The sequence below is a fragment of the Sphaerospermopsis sp. FACHB-1094 genome (assembly GCF_014696195.1).
In the GTDB taxonomy this organism is placed as follows: domain Bacteria; phylum Cyanobacteriota; class Cyanobacteriia; order Cyanobacteriales; family Nostocaceae; genus Sphaerospermopsis; species Sphaerospermopsis kisseleviana.
Window position 1 is genome coordinate 1 of sequence record NZ_JACJPT010000026.1, and the last position, 22,698, is coordinate 22,698.

General features: G+C 39.0%; 22 protein-coding genes. 17 read left to right on the forward strand and 5 right to left on the reverse strand.

Annotated elements, in window-relative coordinates:
* The first annotated feature begins 158 nt into the window (after window positions 1–158).
* The 12 genes from H6F47_RS10590 (at window position 159) to H6F47_RS10645 (ending at window position 10,744) form a co-directional block, all read left to right on the forward strand.
* Complete coding sequence (locus tag H6F47_RS10590; protein ID WP_096566736.1) at window positions 159–968, forward strand: alpha/beta hydrolase; 810 nt, start codon at window positions 159–161, stop codon at window positions 966–968.
* A 103-nt stretch (window positions 969–1,071) separates the two neighbouring features.
* A complete protein-coding gene (locus tag H6F47_RS10595; protein WP_190649078.1) occupies window positions 1,072–2,544 on the forward strand; it encodes a leucyl aminopeptidase in 1,473 nt (490 codons plus the stop codon).
* A 118-nt stretch (window positions 2,545–2,662) separates the two neighbouring features.
* Window positions 2,663–3,610, forward strand: a complete 948-nt coding sequence (locus H6F47_RS28495) for an N-6 DNA methylase (protein ID WP_137669221.1) — start codon at window positions 2,663–2,665, stop codon at window positions 3,608–3,610.
* On the forward strand, window positions 3,564–3,962 hold the full coding sequence (locus H6F47_RS28500; RefSeq protein WP_137669220.1) for an N-6 DNA methylase: 399 nt from the start codon (window positions 3,564–3,566) through the stop codon (window positions 3,960–3,962). Before H6F47_RS28495 ends, H6F47_RS28500 begins: the two co-directional genes overlap by 47 nt.
* 4 nt (window positions 3,963–3,966) lie before the next feature.
* Window positions 3,967–4,653 (forward strand): restriction endonuclease subunit S, encoded by a 687-nt coding sequence (locus H6F47_RS10610; protein ID WP_190649084.1) that lies wholly within the window; start codon window positions 3,967–3,969, stop codon window positions 4,651–4,653.
* The gene (locus H6F47_RS10615) at window positions 4,650–5,162 is read left to right on the forward strand and encodes a hypothetical protein (protein ID WP_137669218.1); all 513 of its coding nucleotides are present in this window, start codon (window positions 4,650–4,652) and stop codon (window positions 5,160–5,162) included. Before H6F47_RS10610 ends, H6F47_RS10615 begins: the two co-directional genes overlap by 4 nt.
* 362 nt (window positions 5,163–5,524) lie before the next feature.
* A complete protein-coding gene (locus H6F47_RS10620; RefSeq protein WP_137669063.1) occupies window positions 5,525–6,307 on the forward strand; it encodes a DUF4351 domain-containing protein in 783 nt (260 codons plus the stop codon).
* A 314-nt stretch (window positions 6,308–6,621) separates the two neighbouring features.
* The gene (plsX, locus tag H6F47_RS10625) at window positions 6,622–7,647 is read left to right on the forward strand and encodes a phosphate acyltransferase PlsX (RefSeq protein WP_137669064.1); all 1,026 of its coding nucleotides are present in this window, start codon (window positions 6,622–6,624) and stop codon (window positions 7,645–7,647) included.
* Between the two features lie 141 nt (window positions 7,648–7,788).
* Window positions 7,789–8,790 (forward strand): beta-ketoacyl-ACP synthase III, encoded by a 1,002-nt coding sequence (locus H6F47_RS10630; protein WP_190346361.1) that lies wholly within the window; start codon window positions 7,789–7,791, stop codon window positions 8,788–8,790.
* Window positions 8,791–9,038: 248 nt separating this feature from the next.
* Window positions 9,039–9,920, forward strand: a complete 882-nt coding sequence (fabD, locus tag H6F47_RS10635) for an ACP S-malonyltransferase (RefSeq protein ID WP_137669068.1) — start codon at window positions 9,039–9,041, stop codon at window positions 9,918–9,920.
* Between the two features lie 60 nt (window positions 9,921–9,980).
* Window positions 9,981–10,355, forward strand: a complete 375-nt coding sequence (locus tag H6F47_RS10640) for a DUF433 domain-containing protein (protein WP_187040080.1) — start codon at window positions 9,981–9,983, stop codon at window positions 10,353–10,355.
* Window positions 10,352–10,744, forward strand: coding sequence for a DUF5615 family PIN-like protein (locus H6F47_RS10645; protein ID WP_137669065.1), 393 nt, complete (start codon window positions 10,352–10,354; stop codon window positions 10,742–10,744). The genes H6F47_RS10640 and H6F47_RS10645 overlap by 4 nt, the downstream gene beginning before the upstream one ends.
* A 407-nt stretch (window positions 10,745–11,151) precedes the next feature.
* Here H6F47_RS10645 and H6F47_RS10650 read toward each other — a convergent pair whose 3' ends face one another.
* Window positions 11,152–11,343 (reverse strand): DUF2795 domain-containing protein, encoded by a 192-nt coding sequence (locus tag H6F47_RS10650; RefSeq protein WP_096566750.1) that lies wholly within the window; start codon window positions 11,341–11,343, stop codon window positions 11,152–11,154.
* Window positions 11,344–11,647: 304 nt separating this feature from the next.
* On the opposite strand from H6F47_RS10650, the gene H6F47_RS10655 reads away from it, so the two are divergent.
* Together H6F47_RS10655 and H6F47_RS10660 are read left to right on the forward strand one after the other, a co-directional pair.
* Complete coding sequence (locus H6F47_RS10655) at window positions 11,648–12,286, forward strand: lysophospholipid acyltransferase family protein (RefSeq protein WP_190649088.1); 639 nt, start codon at window positions 11,648–11,650, stop codon at window positions 12,284–12,286.
* 101 nt (window positions 12,287–12,387) lie between these two features.
* Window positions 12,388–12,684, forward strand: coding sequence for a DUF2288 domain-containing protein (locus H6F47_RS10660; protein ID WP_096566755.1), 297 nt, complete (start codon window positions 12,388–12,390; stop codon window positions 12,682–12,684).
* Between the two features lie 71 nt (window positions 12,685–12,755).
* Here H6F47_RS10660 and H6F47_RS10665 read toward each other — a convergent pair whose 3' ends face one another.
* Both H6F47_RS10665 and H6F47_RS10670 read right to left on the reverse strand, forming a co-directional pair.
* Entirely contained in the window at window positions 12,756–14,666 is a 1,911-nt protein-coding gene (locus H6F47_RS10665; RefSeq protein WP_096566757.1) for a flotillin family protein, read from the reverse strand.
* Between the two features lie 15 nt (window positions 14,667–14,681).
* The gene (locus tag H6F47_RS10670; RefSeq protein ID WP_190649091.1) at window positions 14,682–15,356 is read right to left on the reverse strand and encodes an OB-fold-containig protein; all 675 of its coding nucleotides are present in this window, start codon (window positions 15,354–15,356) and stop codon (window positions 14,682–14,684) included.
* Between the two features lie 537 nt (window positions 15,357–15,893).
* On the opposite strand from H6F47_RS10670, the gene H6F47_RS10675 reads away from it, so the two are divergent.
* The 3 genes from H6F47_RS10675 (at window position 15,894) to H6F47_RS10685 (ending at window position 20,962) form a co-directional block, all read left to right on the forward strand.
* Entirely contained in the window at window positions 15,894–18,401 is a 2,508-nt protein-coding gene (locus tag H6F47_RS10675; RefSeq protein ID WP_190649094.1) for an endonuclease MutS2, read from the forward strand.
* A 247-nt stretch (window positions 18,402–18,648) separates the two neighbouring features.
* Window positions 18,649–19,257: a DUF3038 domain-containing protein gene (locus tag H6F47_RS10680; RefSeq protein ID WP_190346338.1), complete on the forward strand. Its 609-nt coding sequence runs from the start codon at window positions 18,649–18,651 to the stop codon at window positions 19,255–19,257.
* 115 nt (window positions 19,258–19,372) lie between these two features.
* Complete coding sequence (locus tag H6F47_RS10685) at window positions 19,373–20,962, forward strand: DUF4335 domain-containing protein (RefSeq protein ID WP_190649097.1); 1,590 nt, start codon at window positions 19,373–19,375, stop codon at window positions 20,960–20,962.
* Window positions 20,963–21,430: 468 nt separating this feature from the next.
* Here H6F47_RS10685 and H6F47_RS10690 read toward each other — a convergent pair whose 3' ends face one another.
* Both H6F47_RS10690 and H6F47_RS10695 read right to left on the reverse strand, forming a co-directional pair.
* Window positions 21,431–21,772 carry a Dethiobiotin synthetase gene (locus H6F47_RS10690; protein ID WP_096566765.1) on the reverse strand — a complete coding sequence of 114 codons (342 nt, stop codon included), beginning with the start codon at window positions 21,770–21,772 and terminating at the stop codon, window positions 21,431–21,433.
* Window positions 21,773–21,818: 46 nt separating this feature from the next.
* Window positions 21,819–22,364, reverse strand: a complete 546-nt coding sequence (locus tag H6F47_RS10695) for a GIY-YIG nuclease family protein (protein ID WP_190346342.1) — start codon at window positions 22,362–22,364, stop codon at window positions 21,819–21,821.
* Between the last annotated feature and the right edge of the window lie 334 nt (window positions 22,365–22,698).

Sequence of the window (22,698 nt, forward strand, 5' to 3'; positions counted from 1 at the left end):
GTCACCAGTCACCAGTCACCAGTCACCAGTCACCAGTCACCAGTCACCAGTCACCAGTCACCAGTCACCAGTCACCAGTCACCAGTCACCAGTCCCCAGAATTCGCAGTGAAACGGTACAGTTAAACAAGGTCAAATAGATAGAGACACACGGGCAAAATGACAAACATTGAACTTAAACCTTGTTTCCTAACTCCCAAAAGAGTACAACCAGAGTATCCCCTGTTTGTCTATTTACCAGGAATGGATGGAACTGGTCAAATGTTGCGATCGCAAACTGCTGGCTTAGAATTGGGTTTTGATGTCCGTTGTTTAGCGATCCCCAGACAAGACCTCACCACCTGGGAGGTGTTAACCAATAATGTTTTAGACTTAATTCACGCAGAATTAGAAAGAAGTTGTCACCGTCCTGTTTACCTGTGTGGTGAGTCTTTTGGGGGTTGTTTAGCTATGAAAGTCGCTACCCAATCACCACAATTATTCAAACGTATTATTTTAATTAATCCTGCTTCAGCCTTTCAATTACGTCCTTGGCTCAATTCTTTATCTCAACTGACTGACTTTGTGCCATCTTGGTTTTATGATATTGGTGCATTAGGATTACTACCATTTTTAGCATCTTTATCACGGATGTCTAGTAGTATTCGCCATGAACTGCTGAGAACCATGCGTTCTTTACCCGCAGAAACGGTAAATTGGCGGTTGTCATTGTTGCGGGAGTTTCAAGTTGAAGAGGAAAGATTGCAAAAATTAAAGCAAGAGGTATTATTAATAGCTGGAGGGAGCGATCGCTTGTTACCTTCTGTGAGTGAAGTGGAACGGTTAGATCAGATTTTACCTAATCCTAAGAAATTAATCTTACCTGATAGTGGTCATGCTTGTTTATTAGAGGAAGATGTGAATTTGTATAAGATTTTGAAGGATCATGAATTTGTAGAATCTTTAAAATACAGTCATGCTACTAAGTAGGTAAACAATCCCTAATAGGGATTATCTTAACAGGAGTTCCCACACGCTGGAAATTTTGAGCAATACTGGTACAAGTAAGGAAGGTTTACAGAACATTACAAAAATGACGATTCAACCTACAAATACAGCTTTATTAGATTGGACTGGTGATACCTTAGCAGTTGGCTTATTTGAAGACGCAGTAGAGTTAACAGGCGATTTAGCGACTCTAGACGAGAAATGCGCCGGAATTGTCAAAGAAATCATTGCCGAAGAAGAATTTACAGGTAAACCTCATAGCACTGTCGTTATTCGCTTAGGTGCTAGTCATCCCGTGCGGAAGGTGATTTTGGTAGGTTTGGGAAAACCGGATGCTTTGAAATTAGAAACTTTACGCCGTGTTGCTGCTGCTGTCGCTCGCACTGCCAAAAAGCAAAAAACCAAAACTCTGGCAGTTAGTTTACCAGTTTACAACAACGATCCAGCAGCCACAGCCCAAGCGATCGCAGAAGGCACACAACTGGCACTATATCAAGATACTCGCTTTAAATCTGAACCAGAAGATAAAAATCCCAACATCGAAACTATTGATTTATTGGGTTTAGCTGGACAAGAAGCGGCTATTACCCGTGCAGAACAAATTGTTTCTGGGGTAATTTTAGCAAGGCAGTTAGTAGCCGCCCCAGCTAACGCTGTGACACCGATTACAATGGCAGAAACTGCCCAAGCAATAGCTCAGGAACACGGTTTAGAATTACAAATTTTGGAAAAAGAAGATTGTGAAAAATTAGGTATGGGGGCATATTTAGGAGTAGCCCAAGCTTCTGAATTACCACCTAAATTTATTCACCTCACTTACAAACCAGCTACTACACCCAGACGCAAATTAGCGATTATTGGTAAAGGTTTAACTTTCGACTCCGGTGGTTTAAACATTAAAGGCGCTGGTAGCGGTATTGAAACCATGAAAATTGACATGGGTGGCGCTGCGTCAACTTTAGGCGCTGCTAAAGCTATCGGGCAGCTAAAGCCAGATGTGGAAGTTCACTTTATCTCAGCCGTCACCGAAAATATGATTAGCGGTAAGGCAATGCACCCAGGAGATATCTTAACCGCATCAAATGGCAAAACAATCGAAGTCAACAATACCGACGCTGAAGGGCGTTTAACCTTGGCTGATGCTTTGGTTTATGCGGATAAATTGGGTTTAGATGCGATCGTTGATTTAGCAACTCTCACAGGTGCTTGTGTAGTGGCTTTGGGTGATGATATCGCTGGTTTATTTACACCTGATGATACAGTAGCTTCCCAACTACAAACCGCTTCAGAAGCAGCAGGTGAGAAAATTTGGCGGATGCCGATGGAAGAAAAGTATTTTGAAGGGTTAAAATCGGGTATTGCGGACATGAAAAATACCGGACCTCGCTACGGTGGTTCTATTACTGCGGCTTTGTTTTTGAAGCAGTTTGTTAAGGATACTCCTTGGGCGCACATGGATATTGCCGGTCCTGTTTGGGCTGATAAGGAAAATGGCTATAACGGTGCTGGTGCTACCGGTTTCGGGGTGAGAACTTTGGTTAGTTGGGTTTTGAGTTAGTTAATGTGACTTAAATAGGGCGGGTTTTACCCGCCCTTATGGTTTCTGTATGAGAACTAGATAAAAGTGCGATCGCTCAAAATATCATATTATTTAGCTAGGTGTAACCAATGAAGGTTTGCAACCACAAGAAGCCGTTGATGCAATGGTTAAATTCTTGTTTGCTAAGTGGTACGACGAACAAGCAACAATTGACTTAGTAAAGCAAACAGGAGAATCACGGGCTTATGTATTTAGTGTCAGTAATGAAACAGACCCAGAACGTTTATTAGTTCAAGTCAGAGACACTTTTGAAAAAGCAAAGCAGTGGGAACGGGATACACTAGCGAAAAAATTTGGTGATGATTTGGGTGTGAGGTTGGCTTTTAATGAAGCTGATGTTTTGCAATTCAAGCCTCACACCACAATGGAAATTGTCAAGCGTTTACAGCCTTGGAGTTTGCGAAAATCTTCAGCAGATGTCAAAGGTGGGGTATTTGAGGACTTTTTAAGTAAGACTTTCCGCGATGATTTGGGGCAATATTTCACACCTACACCAGTAATTAATTTAATGGTAGGAATTTTGCAACCAACAGTAAATGATTATGTTGGTGATCCTGCTTGCGGTTCAGCGCGGATGCTAACCCACGTTTTGGATTATGTGCGTAAACAGGAATATGCAAAAGCAATAGCAAATAATGGTGGTAGTGCGGAAGGGATTAATCCTGAAGAACCAACGGAAGAGTTTATCAAGTTTCGAGATAATCATTTATTTGGGGCTGAATATTCTCGAAATGTCATGCACGTAGCGCGAGTTAACACTTTAATGAATGGCGCACAATATGCCGATTTAAAGGTTATGGATTCACTGGAAAGATTGGGTAGCATTACAGGAGGAATTACAGAAGGACTTCCAGAACGTCCTGGGTTTTATCTGGGAGGTTTAACGATGATTTTAACTAATCCTCCATTTGGTTCTAAATTGACAAATGATAATATTTTGAAGGATTTTGCTTCACGGGATGGGGTGACAAAGAAAAATGGCAAGGTTGTTAAAAGTATTCCTCAAGAAGTTGCTTTATTGTAAGTTAGCAATTCTTTTACCTGATGGAGTGTTAGCAAATAGTTCCATGCAGGATGTTAGAGATTGGATTTTACGTTGGGCAAGATTGAAGGCAGTTGTGAGTTTACCACAAGAAACATTTAGACCCTATGGTGCTGCTGTAAAAACTAGCGTGGTTCTTCTAGAAAAGCGGGATATACCTTTGACAGCAGAAAATCAGCTAGAAATTGAGCAGGATGATAAGATTTACATGGCTAGGATTGATGATATTGGCTATGACTCATCTGGTCGTATTTCTGCCTCAGAAGATGAAGTTAATGAACCGCCAGAAGTGAGGAAAGCAATTAAAGATTTAGCTGAGTTATTAGGAAGGTAGTTCAATGGAAAAAACCATAGTTAATCTTTCAAAGTTACGTCAAAAGGGTGTCTGGAACTTCGAGCCTTACTCCCAATCTATTACAGGCGCAATGGCTCAGTTAGAGAAAAGCCCCTTTCCAGTAGTCAAATTGGGTAGTTTAGGAACTACTCAGCGTGGTTATTTTATCAATGGGATTAAGGATATAGGCGAAATTCCTTTGATATCAGCACGTAATATTTCAACTGAAGGTATCAACCTAAATCATCTGCGCTATCTAACTCCAGAGGAACACAAGAAACTAGAAAAAACTCAAGTTTATAAGGGTGATGTGCTGGTTAGTTTAATCATGCGTCCGGGAATAGCTACTGTTTATGAATCTGACGAACCAGCCAACATAGATACACATCTTGCAATACTGCACTTAACAGACAAAATTGATCCTGCTTACTTAGTTTTCTATCTTAATTCAGATGTTGGTCAAGCCCTGATTCACTCCCTTGCGACTGGTAGCATTCAGCCTATGTTAACTATTACTGCCCTAAATAATTTACCTGTGATGCTTCCCTCGCTTGATGAACAAAAACAGATTGTTGCAGAAGCACAACGATTAACACAAGAGGCAGGGAAATTATCGAAAGCTTCTGAAGATTGCCGTGCTGAAGCCCAGAAACTTTTTGGAAAGATATTTCACGGGACAGTAAAAGAATGATTCGTGCTTGTTACGTGACCGTCTTTGAACAGTCACAAGAAGAATTGGAAAAATACTTGTATGATCTTTTCGATGATTTGGGTGCTGTCTACGACAAATATGAATCAACCCCCTTAAATCCATCAAATAACCAATATGAACTAACAGCCTATATTACACAAAATTTTGAGTTTCAGTTAAATGTACACTGGCAGTCTAGCAAAAGTTCCTATATTTTGGTAACTTTTGATGTTGAAATGGCTGTTCCAGTTGAACCTTTCCAACTAGAAAATTCTCTAGTTATACCAGCAGAAAATTACTTTCAAAAAGCAACTCTTGTTTATAACTCTTATGGAGATGAACGCAGTAAACGACTGTTCCCTTTAGTGATGAATATTGAAAATGCACTTAGAGAGTTTATTGTATCTATAATGCTTAAAAAATATGGTTATTACTGGGAATTTACTATTGATAAATATATAGAAAATACTGAAATTCAATTTGATATATATCAAATAAATTATGATTAGAAAGACAAACTAAAAGATTTCAAAGAGTTAAAAGAAGAAGCAGTTCCATGCTAACTGATTAGTAGAATGTTATCAATGATAGTAGAGGAAGATATAACAGGGTGTCTATCAGCAAACAGTTAGCCAGTGGGAAAACAATGCCTATCAGCCAACCCTCGCTACATCGAAATATCTAACTTTAGTTAGGGGTTGCTGAGAAAGTCTTTCCGTGAGGGCATAGGAGTCAGGAGTCAGGAGTCAGGAGTCAGGAGGAGATTTGAAAATTTCTTTGCCATCTCTTGAAATCCCCAAAAATGCACACTTTTTCCGGTATACCCTTCAAAACCCTTGCACTAATTTCTGTGTTTATCAGCCTCTAACCTTTGATATATCAAGGTTTTAGGTTTATTCAGCAAACCCTAGTTAAAGTCTTAAAAACTGAACTCAGCATAGAACCAATCCGCGCAGATTCCGTTATATTGCTACAAACAAAAAACAGAATCCTACATCTAGAATTTCAAACCAACACCAAATCAGACACTCCCATCCCGTTAAGAATGTTAGATTATTTTGTCAGATTAGTTAGACAATATCATCTACCTGTTACCCAAGTGGTGATTTTCCTACAAGAAACCACAAATGAAATTGCTTTTACTGATGCTTATGTTGATGAAATGACAACTCATCGCTATCGAGTCATCCGAATGTGGGAGCAAGATTCAGATTTCTTTCTCCATAACCCAGCATTATTACCCCTAGCACCATTAACAAAAACAAATTCCGCACCAGAGTTATTATCCCAAGTAGCCAGAGAAATTGCTAAAATTGCAGATGTACCAGCCAGACAGAATACTGCTGCTTACACAGAGATTTTAGCAGGTTTACGATTCGAGAAAAATCTAATTCGTCAATTATTGAGCGAGGATATTATGCAAGAATCTGTAATTTATCAGGATATTTTGCAAAAGGGAGAATTAAAAGGAGAACAAAAAGAAGCTTTCCGGTTCTTAAATCGTCAGTTAAATCGGCGCTTTGGGGAAATAGATTCATTCATAGTTGAAAGGATTCGCTTATTATCTACCGAACAATTAGAAATATTAGGAGAAGAGTTTTTAGACTTTTCTGAAATATCTGATTTAGTTACTTGGTTGGATAGGCAAAATTAAATAAATTTAGATATATTTAGGGCAATTCAAACATAACATATTGCCCTAAAAAAGCCAATTATCTTAATCATAGCTACTTGAAAGTAAATTTTAAATATTATAATATAGTAATATTACTGAATTAAATATTTGAGTAAATGCTTCATATACATAAACAACTGGGATTATACAGATATAGACATAAATAAATTGCTTAGTTGCAGAAAAAAGAAAATATAGTTGCTGAAGGCGCTGAAAAACCTTTTTTCTGGAATTTTTAATTGTTGAGTGTTGCGATCTGATAAAATTTGTAAGGTTTCTTTGAGCTAGGAGCAATGGGATCGACTGGTGTAAGCATCGCAATTGACGCTATGGGAGGGGATTACGCACCCGCTGAAATCGTCGCTGGCGCATTACGAGCGAAAGAAGAATTGGGTGTGAAAATCTTGTTGGTAGGTGATCAGCAACAAATTGAAGCTGTCATACCGCCAAAAACCAATATGGTAGGATTAGAGATTGTTCCGGCACAGGAAGCGATCGCAATGGATGAAGAGCCTTTAAACGCGGTCAGAAAAAAGCGTCAGGCTTCTATTAACGTGGCGATGGATTTAGTTAAAAACAAACAAGCAGATGCAGTATTTTCTGCTGGTCACTCTGGAGCAGCAATGGCATCAGCTTTACTACGTTTAGGCAGATTACCAGGAATTGATCGTCCAGCCATAGGCACAGTATTCCCCACCATTAAAGCAGGTACGCCAGTATTAATACTGGATGTTGGTGCAAATGTAGACTGTCGCCCTAAATTTTTAGAGCAGTTTGCAGTCATGGGTTCAATTTATAGTCAATATGTTTTGGGAATGCCTGAACCCAAAATAGGATTATTGAATATCGGTGAAGAAGACACTAAAGGTAACGAAACAGCCCTCCGCGCCCATCAATTATTAAGGGAAAATACCCAAATTAACTTTGCTGGTAATGCGGAAGGACGTGATGTATTATCAGGGGAATTTGATGTCATCGTTTGTGATGGCTTCGTGGGTAATGTGTTATTAAAATTTGCCGAAGCAGTAGGAGGAGTAATTTTACAAATTCTGCGGGAAGAACTACCCCAAGGTATCCGGGGACAAATTGGTACAGCAATTTTAAAACCTAACCTGAAACGGGTTAAACAGCGCATGGATCACGCAGAACATGGCGGTGCATTACTATTAGGCGTGAATGGGATTTGTTTTATCGGTCATGGTAGTTCTGAAGCACCTTCTATTTTTAGTGCTATTCGTATGGCCAAAGAAGCTGTAGACAATCAGGTATTGCAAAGACTACAGTCACAATATCAAATTCTACAGAGCGAGAGTGATTAGCCTTCTGTGAGCGAGAATCCATAGTCATTTGTCATTAGTCATTAGTCAATCATGAATGGGGTTTGCTGACTGTTGACTGCTGACTTCTGACTGCTTCTTGACAACTGACAATTGACAATTGACAACTGGGGAGATTTAGGAGTGCAGAATTTATTCCTACATGGTATAGCAATTACAGGTAGTGGCTCGGCAGTACCAGCAACTAGGTTAGACAACCAGTTACTAACTCAACTGGTGGAAACTTCTGATGAGTGGATTACCACAAGAACAGGAATTAGTCAACGGCAGTTAGCATTACCGCCAGAATCATTGACTACACTAGCTACCGATGCCAGTAAACAGGCGATCGCATCCGCGGGAATTAAACCAGAAGATATTGATTTAATTTTGCTGGCAACTTCTACCCCAGATGATTTGTTTGGCAATGCTTGTCGCATTCAAGCTGAATTAGGAGCAATTAAAGCAGTAGCCTTTGATTTAACTGCAGCCTGTTCGGGGTTTGTGTTTGGACTGGTGACAGCAGCCCAATATATTAGAACAGGAGTTTATCAAAATGTACTGTTGATAGGCGGAGATATCCTCTCTCGTTGGGTAGATTGGCAAGATCGGCGCACTTGTGTGCTGTTTGGCGATGGTGCTGGGGCGGTGGTATTGCAAGCAAATAAGAGCGATCGCCTATTAGGATTTTCCCTGAAAAGCGATGGTAGTCAAAATCACTATCTCAACCTGGGTTATCAAGGCACTACAAAACAGGTTAGTCCAGATATTCATGTACCTACAGGCACTTATCACCCCATCACCATGAACGGTAAAGAAGTATATCGTTTTGCTGTTCAGAAAGTTCCAGAAGTCATAGATAAAGCTTTATTTGAAGCTCATCTCAGCGTAGATCAAATAGATTGGCTGATTTTACATCAAGCAAATCAGCGGATTATTAACTCTGTAGCTGATCGGTTAAATATTCCTGAACATAAAGTAATCAGTAACGTTGCCCATTATGGTAACACCTCTGCTGCTTCCATTCCCCTCGCATTAGATGAAGCAGTAAGGCAAGGAAAAATTAAACCAAATGATATCATTGCTACCTCTGGTTTTGGTGCTGGTTTAACCTGGGGTGCAGCTATTTTTCAATGGGGAAGGTAGGTGACAGGTGACTGGTGACTGGTGACTGGTGACTGGTGACTGGTGACTGGTGACTGGTGACTGGTGACTGGTGACTGGGTAATCAATTTCATTTTTCCCAATTACCAATCACCAATTACCAATTACCAATTACCAATTACCAATTACCAATTACCAATTACCAATTCCCAATTCCCAATTCCCAATTCCCAATTCCCAATTATCAATTCCCAATTACCAATTCCCAATTCCCAATTCCCAATTATCAAATGACAAAAACTGCTTATGTGTTTCCCGGACAAGGTTCGCAAGCCTTAAACATGGGAATTGATCTACTAGATATAGCATCTGCTAAGGCAAAATTTGAGGAAGCTGAAGCAATTTTAGGGTGGTCTGTGAGTGAAATTTGTCAAAATGACGAAGCAAGATTATCACGTACACTTTACACCCAACCTTGTTTATATGTGATCGAAAGTATTCTCGCGGACTTATTACGAGAAAAAGGAGAAAAACCAGATTTAGTTGCCGGTCACAGTTTAGGAGAATATATTGCTCTTTATGTTGCTGGTGTTTTTGACTGGTCTACAGGTTTACAATTAGTCAAACGTCGTGCAGAAATTATGGATAATACTGCTGGGGGAATGATGGCAGCATTACTTAATTTTGATCGCGAACAATTAGAAAAAGTAATTGCAGAAACCCCGGATGTAGTGTTAGCAAATGATAATAGTCCCGCACAAGTCGTAATTTCAGGAACTCCCGAAGCTGTACAAATTGTAATGTCTAATGTCAAAGCAAAACGGGCATTACCTTTAAAAGTTTCCGGTGCATTTCATTCCCATTTAATGGCAGCAGCATCACAGGAATTTCAAGAAATATTAGATAGTATAGTTTTTCAAACAGCAGAAGTTCCCGTTGCTTCTAATGTTGATCCAGTTCCTGTTACTGATGCAGAAATTTTAAAACAACGTTTAACTCAACAAATGACTGGTTCAGTACGGTGGCGAGAAATTGCATTACAATTACCAAAAAATGGGATTACCAAAGTAGTAGAAATTGGACCAGGTAATGTTTTAACTGGTTTGATTAAGCGGACTGTTGAAGGTATGGAATTGAAGAATATTCGTAATACTGGGGAGTTGCCAAGTTAGGGGAAATTAATTCACAATTAAATTAGGTTGAGCAGATACAACCTTTAGGAGTTGATGGATATGAAAACTGTATATAATGGACAATCAGGTATCATTCGCACAGAACGGGGACTAATTATAGCCGGAACTCGGATTACTTTGTGTGATGTGATGGACTATGTAAAAGCTCAGTATCCACCTAAGTTAATTCGTGAAAAACTGGGACTAAGTGATGCACAGGTGAATGTGGCTTTAGACTACATAGAAAATCATGCTGTGGAAATAGAAGCTGAATATCAAGAGTTTCTGCAAAAATCAGCAGAAATTCGCCAATATTGGCAAGAAAAAAACCGTGAACGATTTGCCAAAATAGCAACTCAACCTGCTAAAGTTGGCCAGGAAGATTTACGCGCAAAACTGCAATCTTGGCAAGAACGCATCACATCCCCATTATGAATTTTCTCATTGATTATAACTTAACAGGGGACTCGGTTTTATTTTGGGGAACACTTGCGGCTGAAGGTTGGATTGATCTGTTATCAATTCGTTTTTTTACCTTTAAACAAGCTGGATTAGAGACAGATAGCAGTGACAAAATTGTATGGCAATTTGCTCAAGCAAACCAAATGATTCTGATCACAGCTAATAGAAATATGAAAGGAACTGATTCATTAGAGCAAACAATTCGAGAGGAGAATACAGATACTTCACTACCAATTATTACTATTGGAAATCCTGATCGATTTGATGAGCGCATTTATCGAGAAAAATGTGCTGCTCGCCTAGTGGAGATTATATTAGATATTGAAAATTATATGGGAGCAGGTAGAATTTTTATTCCTTGAAGCTTTTTATTGTAGATATTATAAGAGTACCGCTGCTATTCTTAGCTGAAGAAATAGTAATGAATAGTGGGATTTAAACATAAATTATCAGTATTTTTTGCCTAAATCCCACTATATAGGGTTTGCTGAATAAACCTAAAACCTTGATGTATCAAAGGTTAGAGGCTGATAAACAGGAAAAAAGTGCAAGGGTTTTGAAGGGTATACCGGAAAAAGTGTGCATTTTTTGGGATTTCAAGAGATGGCAAAGAAATTTTCAAATCTCCTCCTGACTCCTGACTCCTGACTCCTGACTCCTATGCCCTCACGGAAAGACTTTCTCAGCAACCCCTATATATCAAATGCCAAAAAGTAGCTAATGAACTAGACATGAACTAGACAGACAAGAACGGAAACTTATTCAAAAATTATCTAACTTGACCAAATTCGTGTTCCACGTCTGCCATGTTTTCATATTCACGCTCTGGCATTTGTCGGAGAACGTCAATTACTTCCTGACTTGCATTTTTCTGTCTGGCATGGTTAACCAAATCTTCTTTATTTGCAGGAAAATCTATGCCACTAAGACTTCTGGAAATATCAATTGCTGATACTGCCATAACCTAACCTCTATATAATAATTGGTCGTTTAATATCTAGGCTATTAGTGTTCTCTCCATATATTCTCTACCTGCGGTTGCATCTTATTTTGATGTTTATGTTGAATATTGAGCATATCTTTGAGGATAGGGAATAGGTAATAGGGAATAGGGAAGATAAAACAATTAAAAGTAATTAGCCGGATATAAAATGCACCCTTGAAAACGCTTTCATCTGTAAATATGCTAAATCTACCTTTGTTCATTGACGAAAAGCGATCGCCATAGCTTATTCTAAATAATAGTCTTATTTAAAATATCTTCCGTGACCAGAGAACGCGAACCTTTTATTAGTTTGGCACTTTACCACGCTTTCAAGTGGTCAGTGGTTAGCCCCATGCTACACGCTTACTTCGGGGGTAAAATTTATGGGGTGGAAAATGTTCCCAAAACTGGACCATTGGTGGTAGTTAGCAACCATGCAAGTTATTTTGATCCTCCCATTGTTTCTAACTGTGTATCTCGGCCAGTTGCATACATGGCTAAAGAAGAATTATTTAAAGTGCCTGTTTTAGCCCAAGCTATTAAATTATACGGTGCTTATCCCGTCAGTAGGGGTACTGCTGATCGTGCGGCTATTCGTGCGGCTTTAGAATATTTAGAGAATGGTTGGGCTGTAGGTGTGTTTTTGGAAGGAACTCGCACCCCAGATGGTCGTATTCATGACCCCAAAAGAGGTGCAGCACTGTTAGCTGCAAAAGCCAAAGCGCCTTTATTACCGGTGAGTTTGTGGGGGAGTGAAAACGTTGTCCAAAAAGGTACACCTATTCCTCGTAAAGTCCCGATGACTATTAGAATTGGTAAATTGATTGATGCGCCAACTTCTACAAATAAGGAAGAATTAGAAGCTATAACTCGTAAATGTGCAGATGTAATTAATGAAATGCACGATTTAGGAAGATAGGTGATTGGGTGAAATTTAACTAATGACTAATTACTAGTGACTAATGACTAATGAATTGCAAATTATGTACAATTGAGATCCTAACAAAACTGTGAAAAATTATGTCTGATTTAAGAGAAAAATTAAAAGAAAATCTGGATGAAGCGGAATGGGATTGGCTAGTTCCCCATGCACAAAGAGATGTGATAATTGTGGTAGCAGATGGGTTAGATTTGCTGGATGTGGGAGAAGCGATCGCAACTGATAATATTCCCTCTGTGCAAAATTGGATTGATGAACAATTGCTGGCCAAACCTTCACCAGAACAATTAGGAAATTGGAATGGCGATCGGACTAAGAGGTTTAACGCTTTAATTGTTGAACCTTACGTTTTAGTGCAAGAAAAAGCTGTTGTTTAACAACTCATAATTCATAATTCATAATTCATTATTGATAATTGAAAAAATTATGAATTATGAATTGCAAATTATTAATTACTTTCTTTTTCTTGGTGATTCAAGCTTGGTAGTTTCACAGAGTTGTTACTACTTACTATTTGGCTAACTTGCCCAATTAAATCACCTAATTTACCTTCATCTAACAAGGTATTTATTAAGGAAAGTCCGCTAGTAGATAATAGTAACTTGTTAATATCTTGACTGCCATTACTACCATTTGCACCAGGGAAGGAATAAATGCGAGTGTCTCCTAAAACTCCTGGTTGTGGTGCTAAAGCAGTAACAATTTCTGGTAGTTTATCCGCTAATTCTGGCCAGATAGTTGTGAGAATTTTCGCACTTAAATTAGCATTGCTAATGGTATTTTCTGCTGTAATTTTGGCTTGAATACCTTCAGCTTCAGCTAAAGCTTTATCACGGTTAGCATCTGCAAGAGTACGAATGGCTTCTGCTTCTAATTCTGCTGCTTCTTGGGCAATTTCCGCTTGACGACGACGACGGAAAGCATCAATTTCTACAACGTTGCGATCGCTAATACTCCTTTCTTGTGCTTCCCTTTCTGCGATGATTATAGATAAACGTTTTTGGCGTTCCGCTTTTTCAATTTCACTGGCAGTTTTTACCGCTTCTTCTGCTTTCGCTTGTTCTGCTTGTGCAACAAAACTTTCACGTTTTTTATTAGCAATTGCTATTGCGACATCTTCCTGCGCTAGTTTTGCTAATCTTTCTGATTCAACTATCTTTACTTGCGCTTGCAACTTTCCTGATTCTACACTTTGTTGGCGAGAAATTTCAGCAATTTCCGCTTCTTGTTTTTGCAATGCTTGTGCTACTTTTAGTTGTTTATTCCGTTCTTCTAAAGCAATATCAGCTTCAATTTGACTTTCTTGTAAAGCTAATTTTTTACGAATTTCTTCCTCTTCCACTGATTTTTCCTGCAAAATTTTGGTACGTCTTACCATTGCAGCTTCTCTATCTTTTGCTTCTTGAATTTCCCTTTCTCTCTGTGCTTTCAGTGCTTCAACTTGCAATTTTTGAGCTAGTTTAGCACTTTCTTGCTCTTGGGCAATTTGTAGCGATCGCTTTTGTGCATCTAGTTCTTTTTGTTCAATAGCGACTTGGGTTGCTAACTCAACTTCCCGTTTTTGTTGAATTGAACGTTGAATAATTTCCGTCCGCAACCGCACACCTTGAGCATCAAAGAAGTTATCAGGATCATAAGTAACACTTTCTAATATTTCCGAAATGGCAATGTTATTTAAAGTTAATCCCACCTTTTTCAAATCTGTACCTACTAAATTCAAAACTTCCTGAGCAAAACCCAATTTATCAGAATCAATTTCTGCTAAATCTTTAGTTTTAGCTGCCGCCCTAATAGCATCATCAGCCCTTTTTTCTAAAGCTTCTTTGATGTCTTCAGGAGTAATTCTACTGCCATTTTGAGATAGTCTTGCTGCTGCCGTTAAAACATCTTCTTCGGAAGCATTAATACATACATAAAATGTGACTCTAATATCTGCTCTCAGGTAATCTTTTGTTCTTACTGCCAGTTTTCCAGTTCTTTCTACATCAATAGACATTTCTCGCAAAGGTACACGGGTTAATTGATGAAATCCTGGTAAAACAATGCAACCACCATAAAGAATTACTGATTTCTTTTTAGTAAATAATCCCCCCGTTCTCACAAAAGCTTCGTTGTTGGGTGTGACAACATAAACCCTGGTATAAGCAAACAAGCTTAATAAAAGTAATATAACTAAAGTTACAATCAAACCAGGAAATACTATTCCCCCATTAATTTGAGCTAAAGTTGGCTGAGTTGTCAGCGGAAATGTGGGAGAATTTGATATTCTATATTCCTGTTTTGATTGCAGTTGAAATGTTAATAACTCCGATACATTAACACTTGGTAGAGCCTGAATAAATGTTAACCAAAAAAGCATTTTCTTGTCCTTTCACTAATTCTGATTTTTAGAGTCGGAACTATTTAACCAATTTTCTTCGTCTACACTGTCTTTGGCAATTACTAAATAGATTTGCTGTTTAAGTTCAATTACTATCACTTTTTCCCCTCTTTGTGGTGCGATAGTTGCCCAATCTGGGATCACAGCATTAATAGTTAAAAAGTTACCTTTTGGATCGAAAATATCTACCTGGCCAATTTTGTTGATGTTTTCAGCAGGAATATAAACAGAAGTTACAGTACCAATACAACCAACTAGGCGATCGCCACTTGCATCTTCACTAAATTCCGCAAACATTTTACTAATGGGTTCAGCTATCAATCTGCCAATGAATAAACTAATAATTAGGGAAATTAACAAGATAATTATCCCCATTAAAGGCAGTTGTTGATTTTGATCAATACCTCCCAGCCACACATTTAACATCCAACCAATGACACCCCACAGACTCAAATCTGTTGCCAACATCAATATTAATGGAACTTTACCAATACCAGCCCATTCCAGAAATCGTCCAAAGCTTAAATCAATGTTGGTTTCTATATCTATATCTAAATCTGCATCAGCATCTAATTCCGATTCTCCTCCTAGCATAATCATAAACAGGAAAAGCAGTATTCCTGTAATCAGGAAAATCCAATAAGGTAAGTTTGCTGGACTAAACAGCATATTTGCTCCTGCAAAATATTCAGCAGGTTTTTTATATTTTCGTTTGAATCCATCTTATTCTCTTCTTCTATTCAATGTCAAGATTAAAATTTATTTTTTGATTATTTATTGAGATATTTAACAAAATAGATGATTTATTATTAATAATATTAACAAATTAGACATTTATTATTAATAATATTAACAAATTAGATATTTTTAGTGTGAATACCTTGATAACTTAGGGTGGCGGCAATGAATGAATCACTTAAAATTATTTTTTATAGCAATTTAGGCAAATCCTGATACAGATTTTTCCCAGTGATCAAACCCAATCAAACCTAGATTCAAATTCAGCTAACAATTGTTTAGCTTGTGGGTTACATCATATAATGTAATGTAACTATTCAACTAAGCATGAGTAAAGCAGCTAACAAGTATTAAAACCTGGATGTATATTGGTGGGAGTAGGTGGTGGTGGAGAAAATTTCATCCTGAAAGACTTAGCTTTCTTGTTACCAGAATTGTTACCATAGTTTCAGATTAGATATTGAAGCCTTGATTCAGTCTGAAACCTTAGAACTACTAGAATGGCATCGCCTCTGCCAGCACCTTTCCACCTTTGCGGCAACTAAGTTAGGGGCGATAGTTGCCCGTGCCTTGCCAATTCCATCAACTCTGGAGGAAAGTAAAGAGTTGTTGGCACAAACCAAAGAAGTCTATCAATTGGAAAGCCGACTGACACCAGGGTTATCCTTTGAGGGCATTCAAGATATTGGTGACTCCTTAGAACGTGCGGAATTACAAGGAATTTTATCAGGTGAGGAACTGTTAGCGATCGCTACCACCCTTGCTGGTGCGAGAAATTTACGGCGGTTAATTGATAACCAGGAAGATGTACCTATTTTAACTGAGTTAGTCGCCGAATTACGGACTTACCCAGAATTAGAGCAAGAAATTCACCGTTGTATTGATGAACGAGCGCAAGTGACAGATCGCGCTAGTCAGAAATTAGGAGAAATTCGGGAAGATTTACGCAGGTTACGCAGTCAAATTACCCAAAAACTGCAAAATATCATCCAAGTTAAATCTAATGCCCTGCAAGAGTTGATTATTACTCAAAGAGGCGATCGCTATGTTCTCCCTGTAAAAGCTCCACAAAAAGACGCAATTCCTGGTATTGTTCACGACACATCTACCAGCGGAGCAACTTTATATATTGAGCCTAACAGCATTGTGCAAATGGGCAACCAATTACGCCAAGCTGTGAAAAGAGAACAGGTAGAAGAAGAAGCCATACGCAGGAATTTAACTACACAAGTAGCAGAATTTAAAACCGACTTAGAAAAGTTATTAGCCATTGTTACAATTCTGGATTTAGCTACAGCCAAAGCCAGGTATAGTTTCTGGTTAGGTGCAAACCCGCCCCGCTTTATTAATCCCCAAGAGCAAGAAATAATTACTCTGCGGCAATTACGGCATCCTTTGTTAATTTGGCAACAACAACATGAACAAGGACATCCTGTAGTTCCCGTGGATTTGTTGATTAGTCCTTATATTAAAGTAGTCACAATTACTGGACCAAATACGGGTGGTAAAACAGTAACTTTAAAAACGTTGGGGTTAGCGGCTTTAATGGCCAAGGTGGGTTTATTTGTTCCCGCCCGTGAACCAGTAGAAATTCCTTGGTTTAGTCAGATTTTAGCCGATATTGGGGATGAACAATCATTACAACAAAGCTTATCGACATTTTCCGGGCATATTCGCCGCATTAGTCGAATTTTGAATGCCATTAGCGAGGGAACAGGGAACACTTCGACAAGCTCAGTGCATCGCGGGGAACAGGGAACAGGAGAAGAAGCAGGGGAGCAGGGTGCAGGGTGCAGGGGAGAAGACTTTTCCCCAATCACCAATCACCAATCACCAGTCACCAGTCACCAATCCCTAGTTTTACTGGATGAAGTGGGCGCTGGTACAGATCCGGTGGAAGGTAGTGCATTAGCGATCGCTCTCCTCAAATATCTGGCGGATCATGCTCAGTTAACCATTGCTACTACTCACTTTGGAGAATTAAAAGCTTTAAAATATGACGATGTTCGGTTTGAAAACGCATCAGTCGAATTTAACGAAGCCACCCTTTCACCTACCTATCGGTTATTGTGGGGTATTCCTGGACGTTCCAACGCCTTAACCATTGCCTTACGCTTAGGCTTAAAACCAGAAGTCATAGAAGCTGCAAAAAGTCAAGTGGGAGAAACAACGGACGAAGTTAACCAAGTAATAGCCGGGTTAGAAGCTCAAAGGCGCAGTCAAGAAACCAAAGCAGCAGAAGCACAAAAAATATTAAAGCAAGCGGAGAAATTATACAAAGAAGTTTCCCAAAGAGCCGCAGCTTTACAGGAAAGAGAAAAAGACTTGCGAGCCTCCCAAGAAATAGCCGTACAAAAAGCAATTCAAGAAGCGAAAGGAGAAATTGCCCAAGTTATTCGTCGGTTACAACAGGGTAAACCAACGGCTCAGGATGCACAAAAAGCAACAAAAGCGTTAAGTGATATTTCAGAAAAATATCAACCAGCACCAGCACCCAAACCCAAACCCGGTTTTATGCCCAAAATAGGCGATCGCATTCGTATACCCAAATTAGGGCAAACCGCCGAAGTCATAACCGCCCCGGATGCAGATGGGGAGTTAAGTGTGCGCTTTGGGATCATGAAAATGACAGTGAAATTACAAGACGTAGAATCTTTAGATGGTCAAAAACCAGAACCCATAGTCAAAACCAAACCAGCACCAGCCGTTACCCCGTCACCAACACCAACCGTAGCCATTCGCACATCAAAAAATACTGTTGATTTGCGCGGAAAACGGGTAGCAGATGCCGAATATATATTGGATAAAGCTATTTCTGAAGCTGTTGGACAAATATGGATCATTCATGGACACGGAACTGGTAAATTAAAGCAAGGAGTTCACGCATTCTTGCAGCAACACCCCAGAGTCAGCCATTATGAACCAGCAGAACAAGCAGATGGTGGTACTGGTGTCACTATTGCTCATGTAGATTAGGGCATTGGGCATTGGGAAAAACTATTACCCAATTACCAATTACCAATTACCAATTACCAATCACCAATCTTAACCAAAGCATCATGAATTTCTCATATTTAAACAAGAAATTTTCATCTAAAGTAAAACCAAAACAACAGCTGTTTACTAAACTTATTTACAGCTACATGAAGAGAAACCAATTTTCATACTTGATGGTCTGTTTCAAAAAAAGTAACAGCAACAGCCTTTATTCGCCTGATCAACTATGCTAAAAGTTATGCAATCGGCCGCCAATTCAGCAACACCGAATTCCCAGTGGGAGGATTTAAGCCAGTTTCCGAACCCCAATACCGTTCAATGGGAAAATATTAAAACCCAGTTAGATTTGGTGTTATTAGCACTAGAAACTTTAACTGGCATTGGTTCTGATGCTATGCTATCTGCGGCGATTAATCTCCAGTTAGAGTCAAAAGTACCAGATAGGGTGGCCTTGTGGCGACTGCGCCAATCTAACCCCATACGCAAAGGTCAAGGAGGGCGGAAAAAACTAGATGTAGATGAAGCGCGATCGCTGGTTCTGATTACCTGCTATCTTGCCAAACAACACCAAGAATTAATCCGGCGTGCTGTTGGATTATTAGAAACAATAGCTGCCAAAAATCAAGAACCTCATCAAAATGCTTTACTTGGAGATTATATAGATGCTTTCTGTAACACCTACCAAGAACGGATGGAAGAAGATGAACAAATCTCCACAGATTTACTAACCAACTTAGCAATAAAACTGCTGGTAGATTTACTATTTTATAGCGCCCCTACTGGACACCGCCGCCTGTGGTTAACATTGTTGGATCGATCCACAAAACAATTTTAGATTTTAGATTTTAGATTTTAGATTTTAGATTTTAGATTTTAGATTTTAGATTTTAGATTTGAAATCACTGATCCAAAATCGAAAATTCTTTTTTGTCCCCCTTGCCATTCTTGCTATGCCTGGATCAAATTCTGTCATTCGTCGCTACACTCCCCCCACTTGTACACTGGAAATCTTGGCGCAAAGCTCACCTTTATCTCGTTGGATAGGGCAAACAGTCCTGAATCAACTTCGTTTTCAACTGCACTTTGATGATCCAACACTACCAGAAGAACTGAGAGTACCTATTCAGGGCGATCGTGATCAACTAGAAGCCTTGTGTAATGCTGTTACTAACTACGTTCAGGCACTTCTACAAAAATCAGCAGATAACTTTTGTCTCACTTCCTTAGAATCCCAACCATCAAGCAAAACATCTGATCAACCAGAAGTACAAGATGTTACCCCATCATCATCATCGTCGCCTAAAACCCCAAATCCCTCTAGTATGGGAATTTTAGAGGCAACAATTTATTTAGAATCTAGTGACAATTTAACTCATAAACTATATCTCGGTTCCCTTGCTAATCAAACGTCAGGACCGATAATTCAACTTACTCTATTACAACTATTTGATCTGGCCACGGCCTTAGAAGAATATTCCACTGATGTCATAATATTACCAAATCTCAACAGTGAGAAATCAATAATTCCCAGTTTGCCTACTTGGACACCTATAGCCGCAGTAATAGCACTAGCTTTGGGTTTAGCTCCCTTAACCTGGCAATATGCCAGCAGCATGAGGCAAAATCAGCAGCAAACAGCTAAAAAGACTACTTCTGACACACAACCAGCAACTACTGTAACTGCACCATCTCTGAACTTAACCACTCCTCAACCAGAATGGACTTCCTTTGCTGGTTTACCATCTCCCCCTAGTAGTGGTGATACTATAAAGCCGCCTGATTTAGAGACTCCCGTGATACCCGCTGATTCTACTCTAGATCCAAAACCTCTGACTTTTCCTGATGCTACCGTGCCTCCCACAGCTAGAACATTGCCAAATAATGGACTGACAATACCTCCACAGACACAGCCAGTCCCTCCTAGCAGTCTACAAATTCCAGGAACAGCACCAATACCCAGTTCCCAACAAAACTCTACAGGAGTGATTAACCAAGGTGGTATTCCTCCTGTCACTGGTCAAAATTTGCCTTCTGGAAATACAAGTAGTATCTCTTCTATATCTGGATCTATTGCTACCTTACCTAATGATGTGCAGAGTCAGATTTCTGGACAACAATCCTCTACACCAAATTCACAGCAATTAGATCAAGCTGCTTCTTCAACCAAATCTCCCGATAATGATTTAATAGAAAAATTGCGATCAGCAAGACAAAGACCATTCCCAACACAGGTTGCTGCTGAGGAAAACAAATTATTTGATGTACCTCAAGCAGCAGAAGCTAGAGCTTATTTACAAAAGAATTGGCGGCCACCTACGGGATTTTCCCAGACACTAGAATATAGTCTGATTTTGGGTGTTGACGGTACTATTGAACGCATTTTCCCCTTGAACCGAGCCGCTAGAGAATATATTAATGACACTGGTATACCAGAAATTGGTAAACCCTTTGTTTCTACTAATCAAGCTGGACAAAACCTCAGACTCAGAGTTGTCTTTAGTCCCGATGGTAAGGTGCAGACGTTCCCAGAAAACCCTTGATTATGTGTAAGGAGTCAGGAGTCAGGAGTTCAAGGAGTCAGGAGTCAGAAGTCAGGAGTCAGGAGTCAGGAGTCAGGAGGAGGTGGGAAAATTTATTTGCTATCTCTCGAAATCTAAAAAAATGCACACTTTTTCAGGTATACCTTTGAAAACCCTGGCGATTTTTTCCTCTTTATTAGCACTTCGACAAGCTCACTGACTACCTGTAACCTTTGTTCTATCTGGGTTTTACATTTATTTAGGGTTTGCTGAATAAACCTAAAACCTTGATATATCAAAGGTTAGAGGCTGATAAACACAGAAATTAGTGCAAGGGTTTTGAAGGGTATACCGGAAAAAGTGTGCATTTTTTGGGATTTCAAGAGATGGCAAAGAAATTTTCAAATCTCCTCCTGACTCCTGACTCCTGACTCCTGACTCCTATGCCCTCACAGAAAGACTTTCTCAGCAACCCCTATTTAGCAAACCTTAAATAGTTTCCCATTTACCGGAAAAGATACTTTCAGCGGATCGGGAAATGCGTTGTAAATCTTCTTTTAGCAGTGGTGGCCATTCAACTCCAGATTTAGATCCTGTAGCAAATAACTGCAAAGCTCTAATACCTAATTTATATAAAGCTAATGCTAGTTCTTTATCTAAGCTATGAGCATCTTTTAGAGCTTCAAACACAATTTTTAAGGCTAATAAAACAGAGGTAATTTGACCTGGTACTGGTGGTTTTCCTTGTTTGAGACGATTTAACAAAGCATCTGGGTTTTCTTCATTTGCTGTTTGATCTATAAGTAACTTTCGCGCTATTTCGTAGTTCATAGGGGAAATAATTGATAATTGATAATTGATAATTGATAATTATCAATTATTTTAAATCTAGTAAACCTTCTTCTTTTAATTTAGGATGAAAACGCATTTGAGTTTTTAATCCTCTTGATTCTAAAACTGCTAAAATTTCTGATTCAATTCGCCGAGCTACATTTTTGATGATTTTACTTTTCGACGATTCATCAATTAGTGGATTTTGATAATTAGCTTTTTCTTCATCTGTCATTAATGCTTGAGTATTTATAGGATTAGTCCATTTTTCTTTGTTTTCTCCATTCCCTAATGGAAGGCTACCATTTTCAACAATCCAAGTATTTTCAATCTTTTCTAAAATCGTGCGGTTAGGGCGTTCAATTGTGTGAACTTTTAACCAATAACATTTTTCTGGTTGACGGACTAAATGCTGCTTGCAACTAAGATAAACATCACGGGAATAACTAACGAATTGCAGAATTTTATCTTTGTCAAAAATGGCATAGGCTCCTATTTTACCCTGAAAATGTGCTGGTAATTCTCCATTTTCGTCAATGTAAGTGACATATTCTAAAGTATTTAAAGCGGGAATATCAATTTCTGTAGTCATCTTTATTAAATGTATGATTTACTAATTTAGTAAAGCAGCAAGTGTGCAAACAGTCAAGCATCAGGGAATTGGGAATTGGGAATTGGGGATAGTTTTAGAGGATGTTTTAAAGGTCTTGGTTGGCTTAAAAGCTAAGGAAAAATGCAAAAGAAATTCGGATTTACGCAGAAGTTATGGAGGAATGAATTACGTTCGCTGGAGGTGTTCTTCGCAGGGGTAGGAACGAAGGACAGGAAGGAAAGAGGGTTTGAGAGATATTTTGCGTAAGTTTTGGAAATAAAGAAAGGGTTTAGTATTGCTAAACCCCTACATTTGCTTTTTCTAAAAATTACCT

What these genes read in the sequence shown, in the direction of transcription:
- H6F47_RS10590 (WP_096566736.1), top strand. Translation starts at nt 159, where the DNA reads ATGACAAACATTGAACTTAAACCTTGTTTCCTAACTCCCAAAAGAGTA.
- H6F47_RS10595 (WP_190649078.1), top strand. Translation starts at nt 1,072, where the DNA reads ATGACGATTCAACCTACAAATACAGCTTTATTAGATTGGACTGGTGAT.
- H6F47_RS28500 (WP_137669220.1), top strand. Translation starts at nt 3,564, where the DNA reads ATGGCAAGGTTGTTAAAAGTATTCCTCAAGAAGTTGCTTTATTGTAAG.
- H6F47_RS10610 (WP_190649084.1), top strand. Translation starts at nt 3,967, where the DNA reads ATGGAAAAAACCATAGTTAATCTTTCAAAGTTACGTCAAAAGGGTGTC.
- H6F47_RS10615 (WP_137669218.1), top strand. Translation starts at nt 4,650, where the DNA reads ATGATTCGTGCTTGTTACGTGACCGTCTTTGAACAGTCACAAGAAGAA.
- plsX (WP_137669064.1), top strand. Translation starts at nt 6,622, where the DNA reads ATGGGATCGACTGGTGTAAGCATCGCAATTGACGCTATGGGAGGGGAT.
- fabD (WP_137669068.1), top strand. Translation starts at nt 9,039, where the DNA reads ATGACAAAAACTGCTTATGTGTTTCCCGGACAAGGTTCGCAAGCCTTA.
- H6F47_RS10640 (WP_187040080.1), top strand. Translation starts at nt 9,981, where the DNA reads ATGAAAACTGTATATAATGGACAATCAGGTATCATTCGCACAGAACGG.
- H6F47_RS10645 (WP_137669065.1), top strand. Translation starts at nt 10,352, where the DNA reads ATGAATTTTCTCATTGATTATAACTTAACAGGGGACTCGGTTTTATTT.
- H6F47_RS10650 (WP_096566750.1), bottom strand. Translation starts at nt 11,343, where the DNA reads ATGGCAGTATCAGCAATTGATATTTCCAGAAGTCTTAGTGGCATAGAT.
- H6F47_RS10660 (WP_096566755.1), top strand. Translation starts at nt 12,388, where the DNA reads ATGTCTGATTTAAGAGAAAAATTAAAAGAAAATCTGGATGAAGCGGAA.
- H6F47_RS10665 (WP_096566757.1), bottom strand. Translation starts at nt 14,666, where the DNA reads ATGCTTTTTTGGTTAACATTTATTCAGGCTCTACCAAGTGTTAATGTA.
- H6F47_RS10670 (WP_190649091.1), bottom strand. Translation starts at nt 15,356, where the DNA reads ATGCTGTTTAGTCCAGCAAACTTACCTTATTGGATTTTCCTGATTACA.
- H6F47_RS10680 (WP_190346338.1), top strand. Translation starts at nt 18,649, where the DNA reads ATGCTAAAAGTTATGCAATCGGCCGCCAATTCAGCAACACCGAATTCC.
- H6F47_RS10685 (WP_190649097.1), top strand. Translation starts at nt 19,373, where the DNA reads ATGCCTGGATCAAATTCTGTCATTCGTCGCTACACTCCCCCCACTTGT.
- H6F47_RS10690 (WP_096566765.1), bottom strand. Translation starts at nt 21,772, where the DNA reads ATGAACTACGAAATAGCGCGAAAGTTACTTATAGATCAAACAGCAAAT.
- H6F47_RS10695 (WP_190346342.1), bottom strand. Translation starts at nt 22,364, where the DNA reads ATGACTACAGAAATTGATATTCCCGCTTTAAATACTTTAGAATATGTC.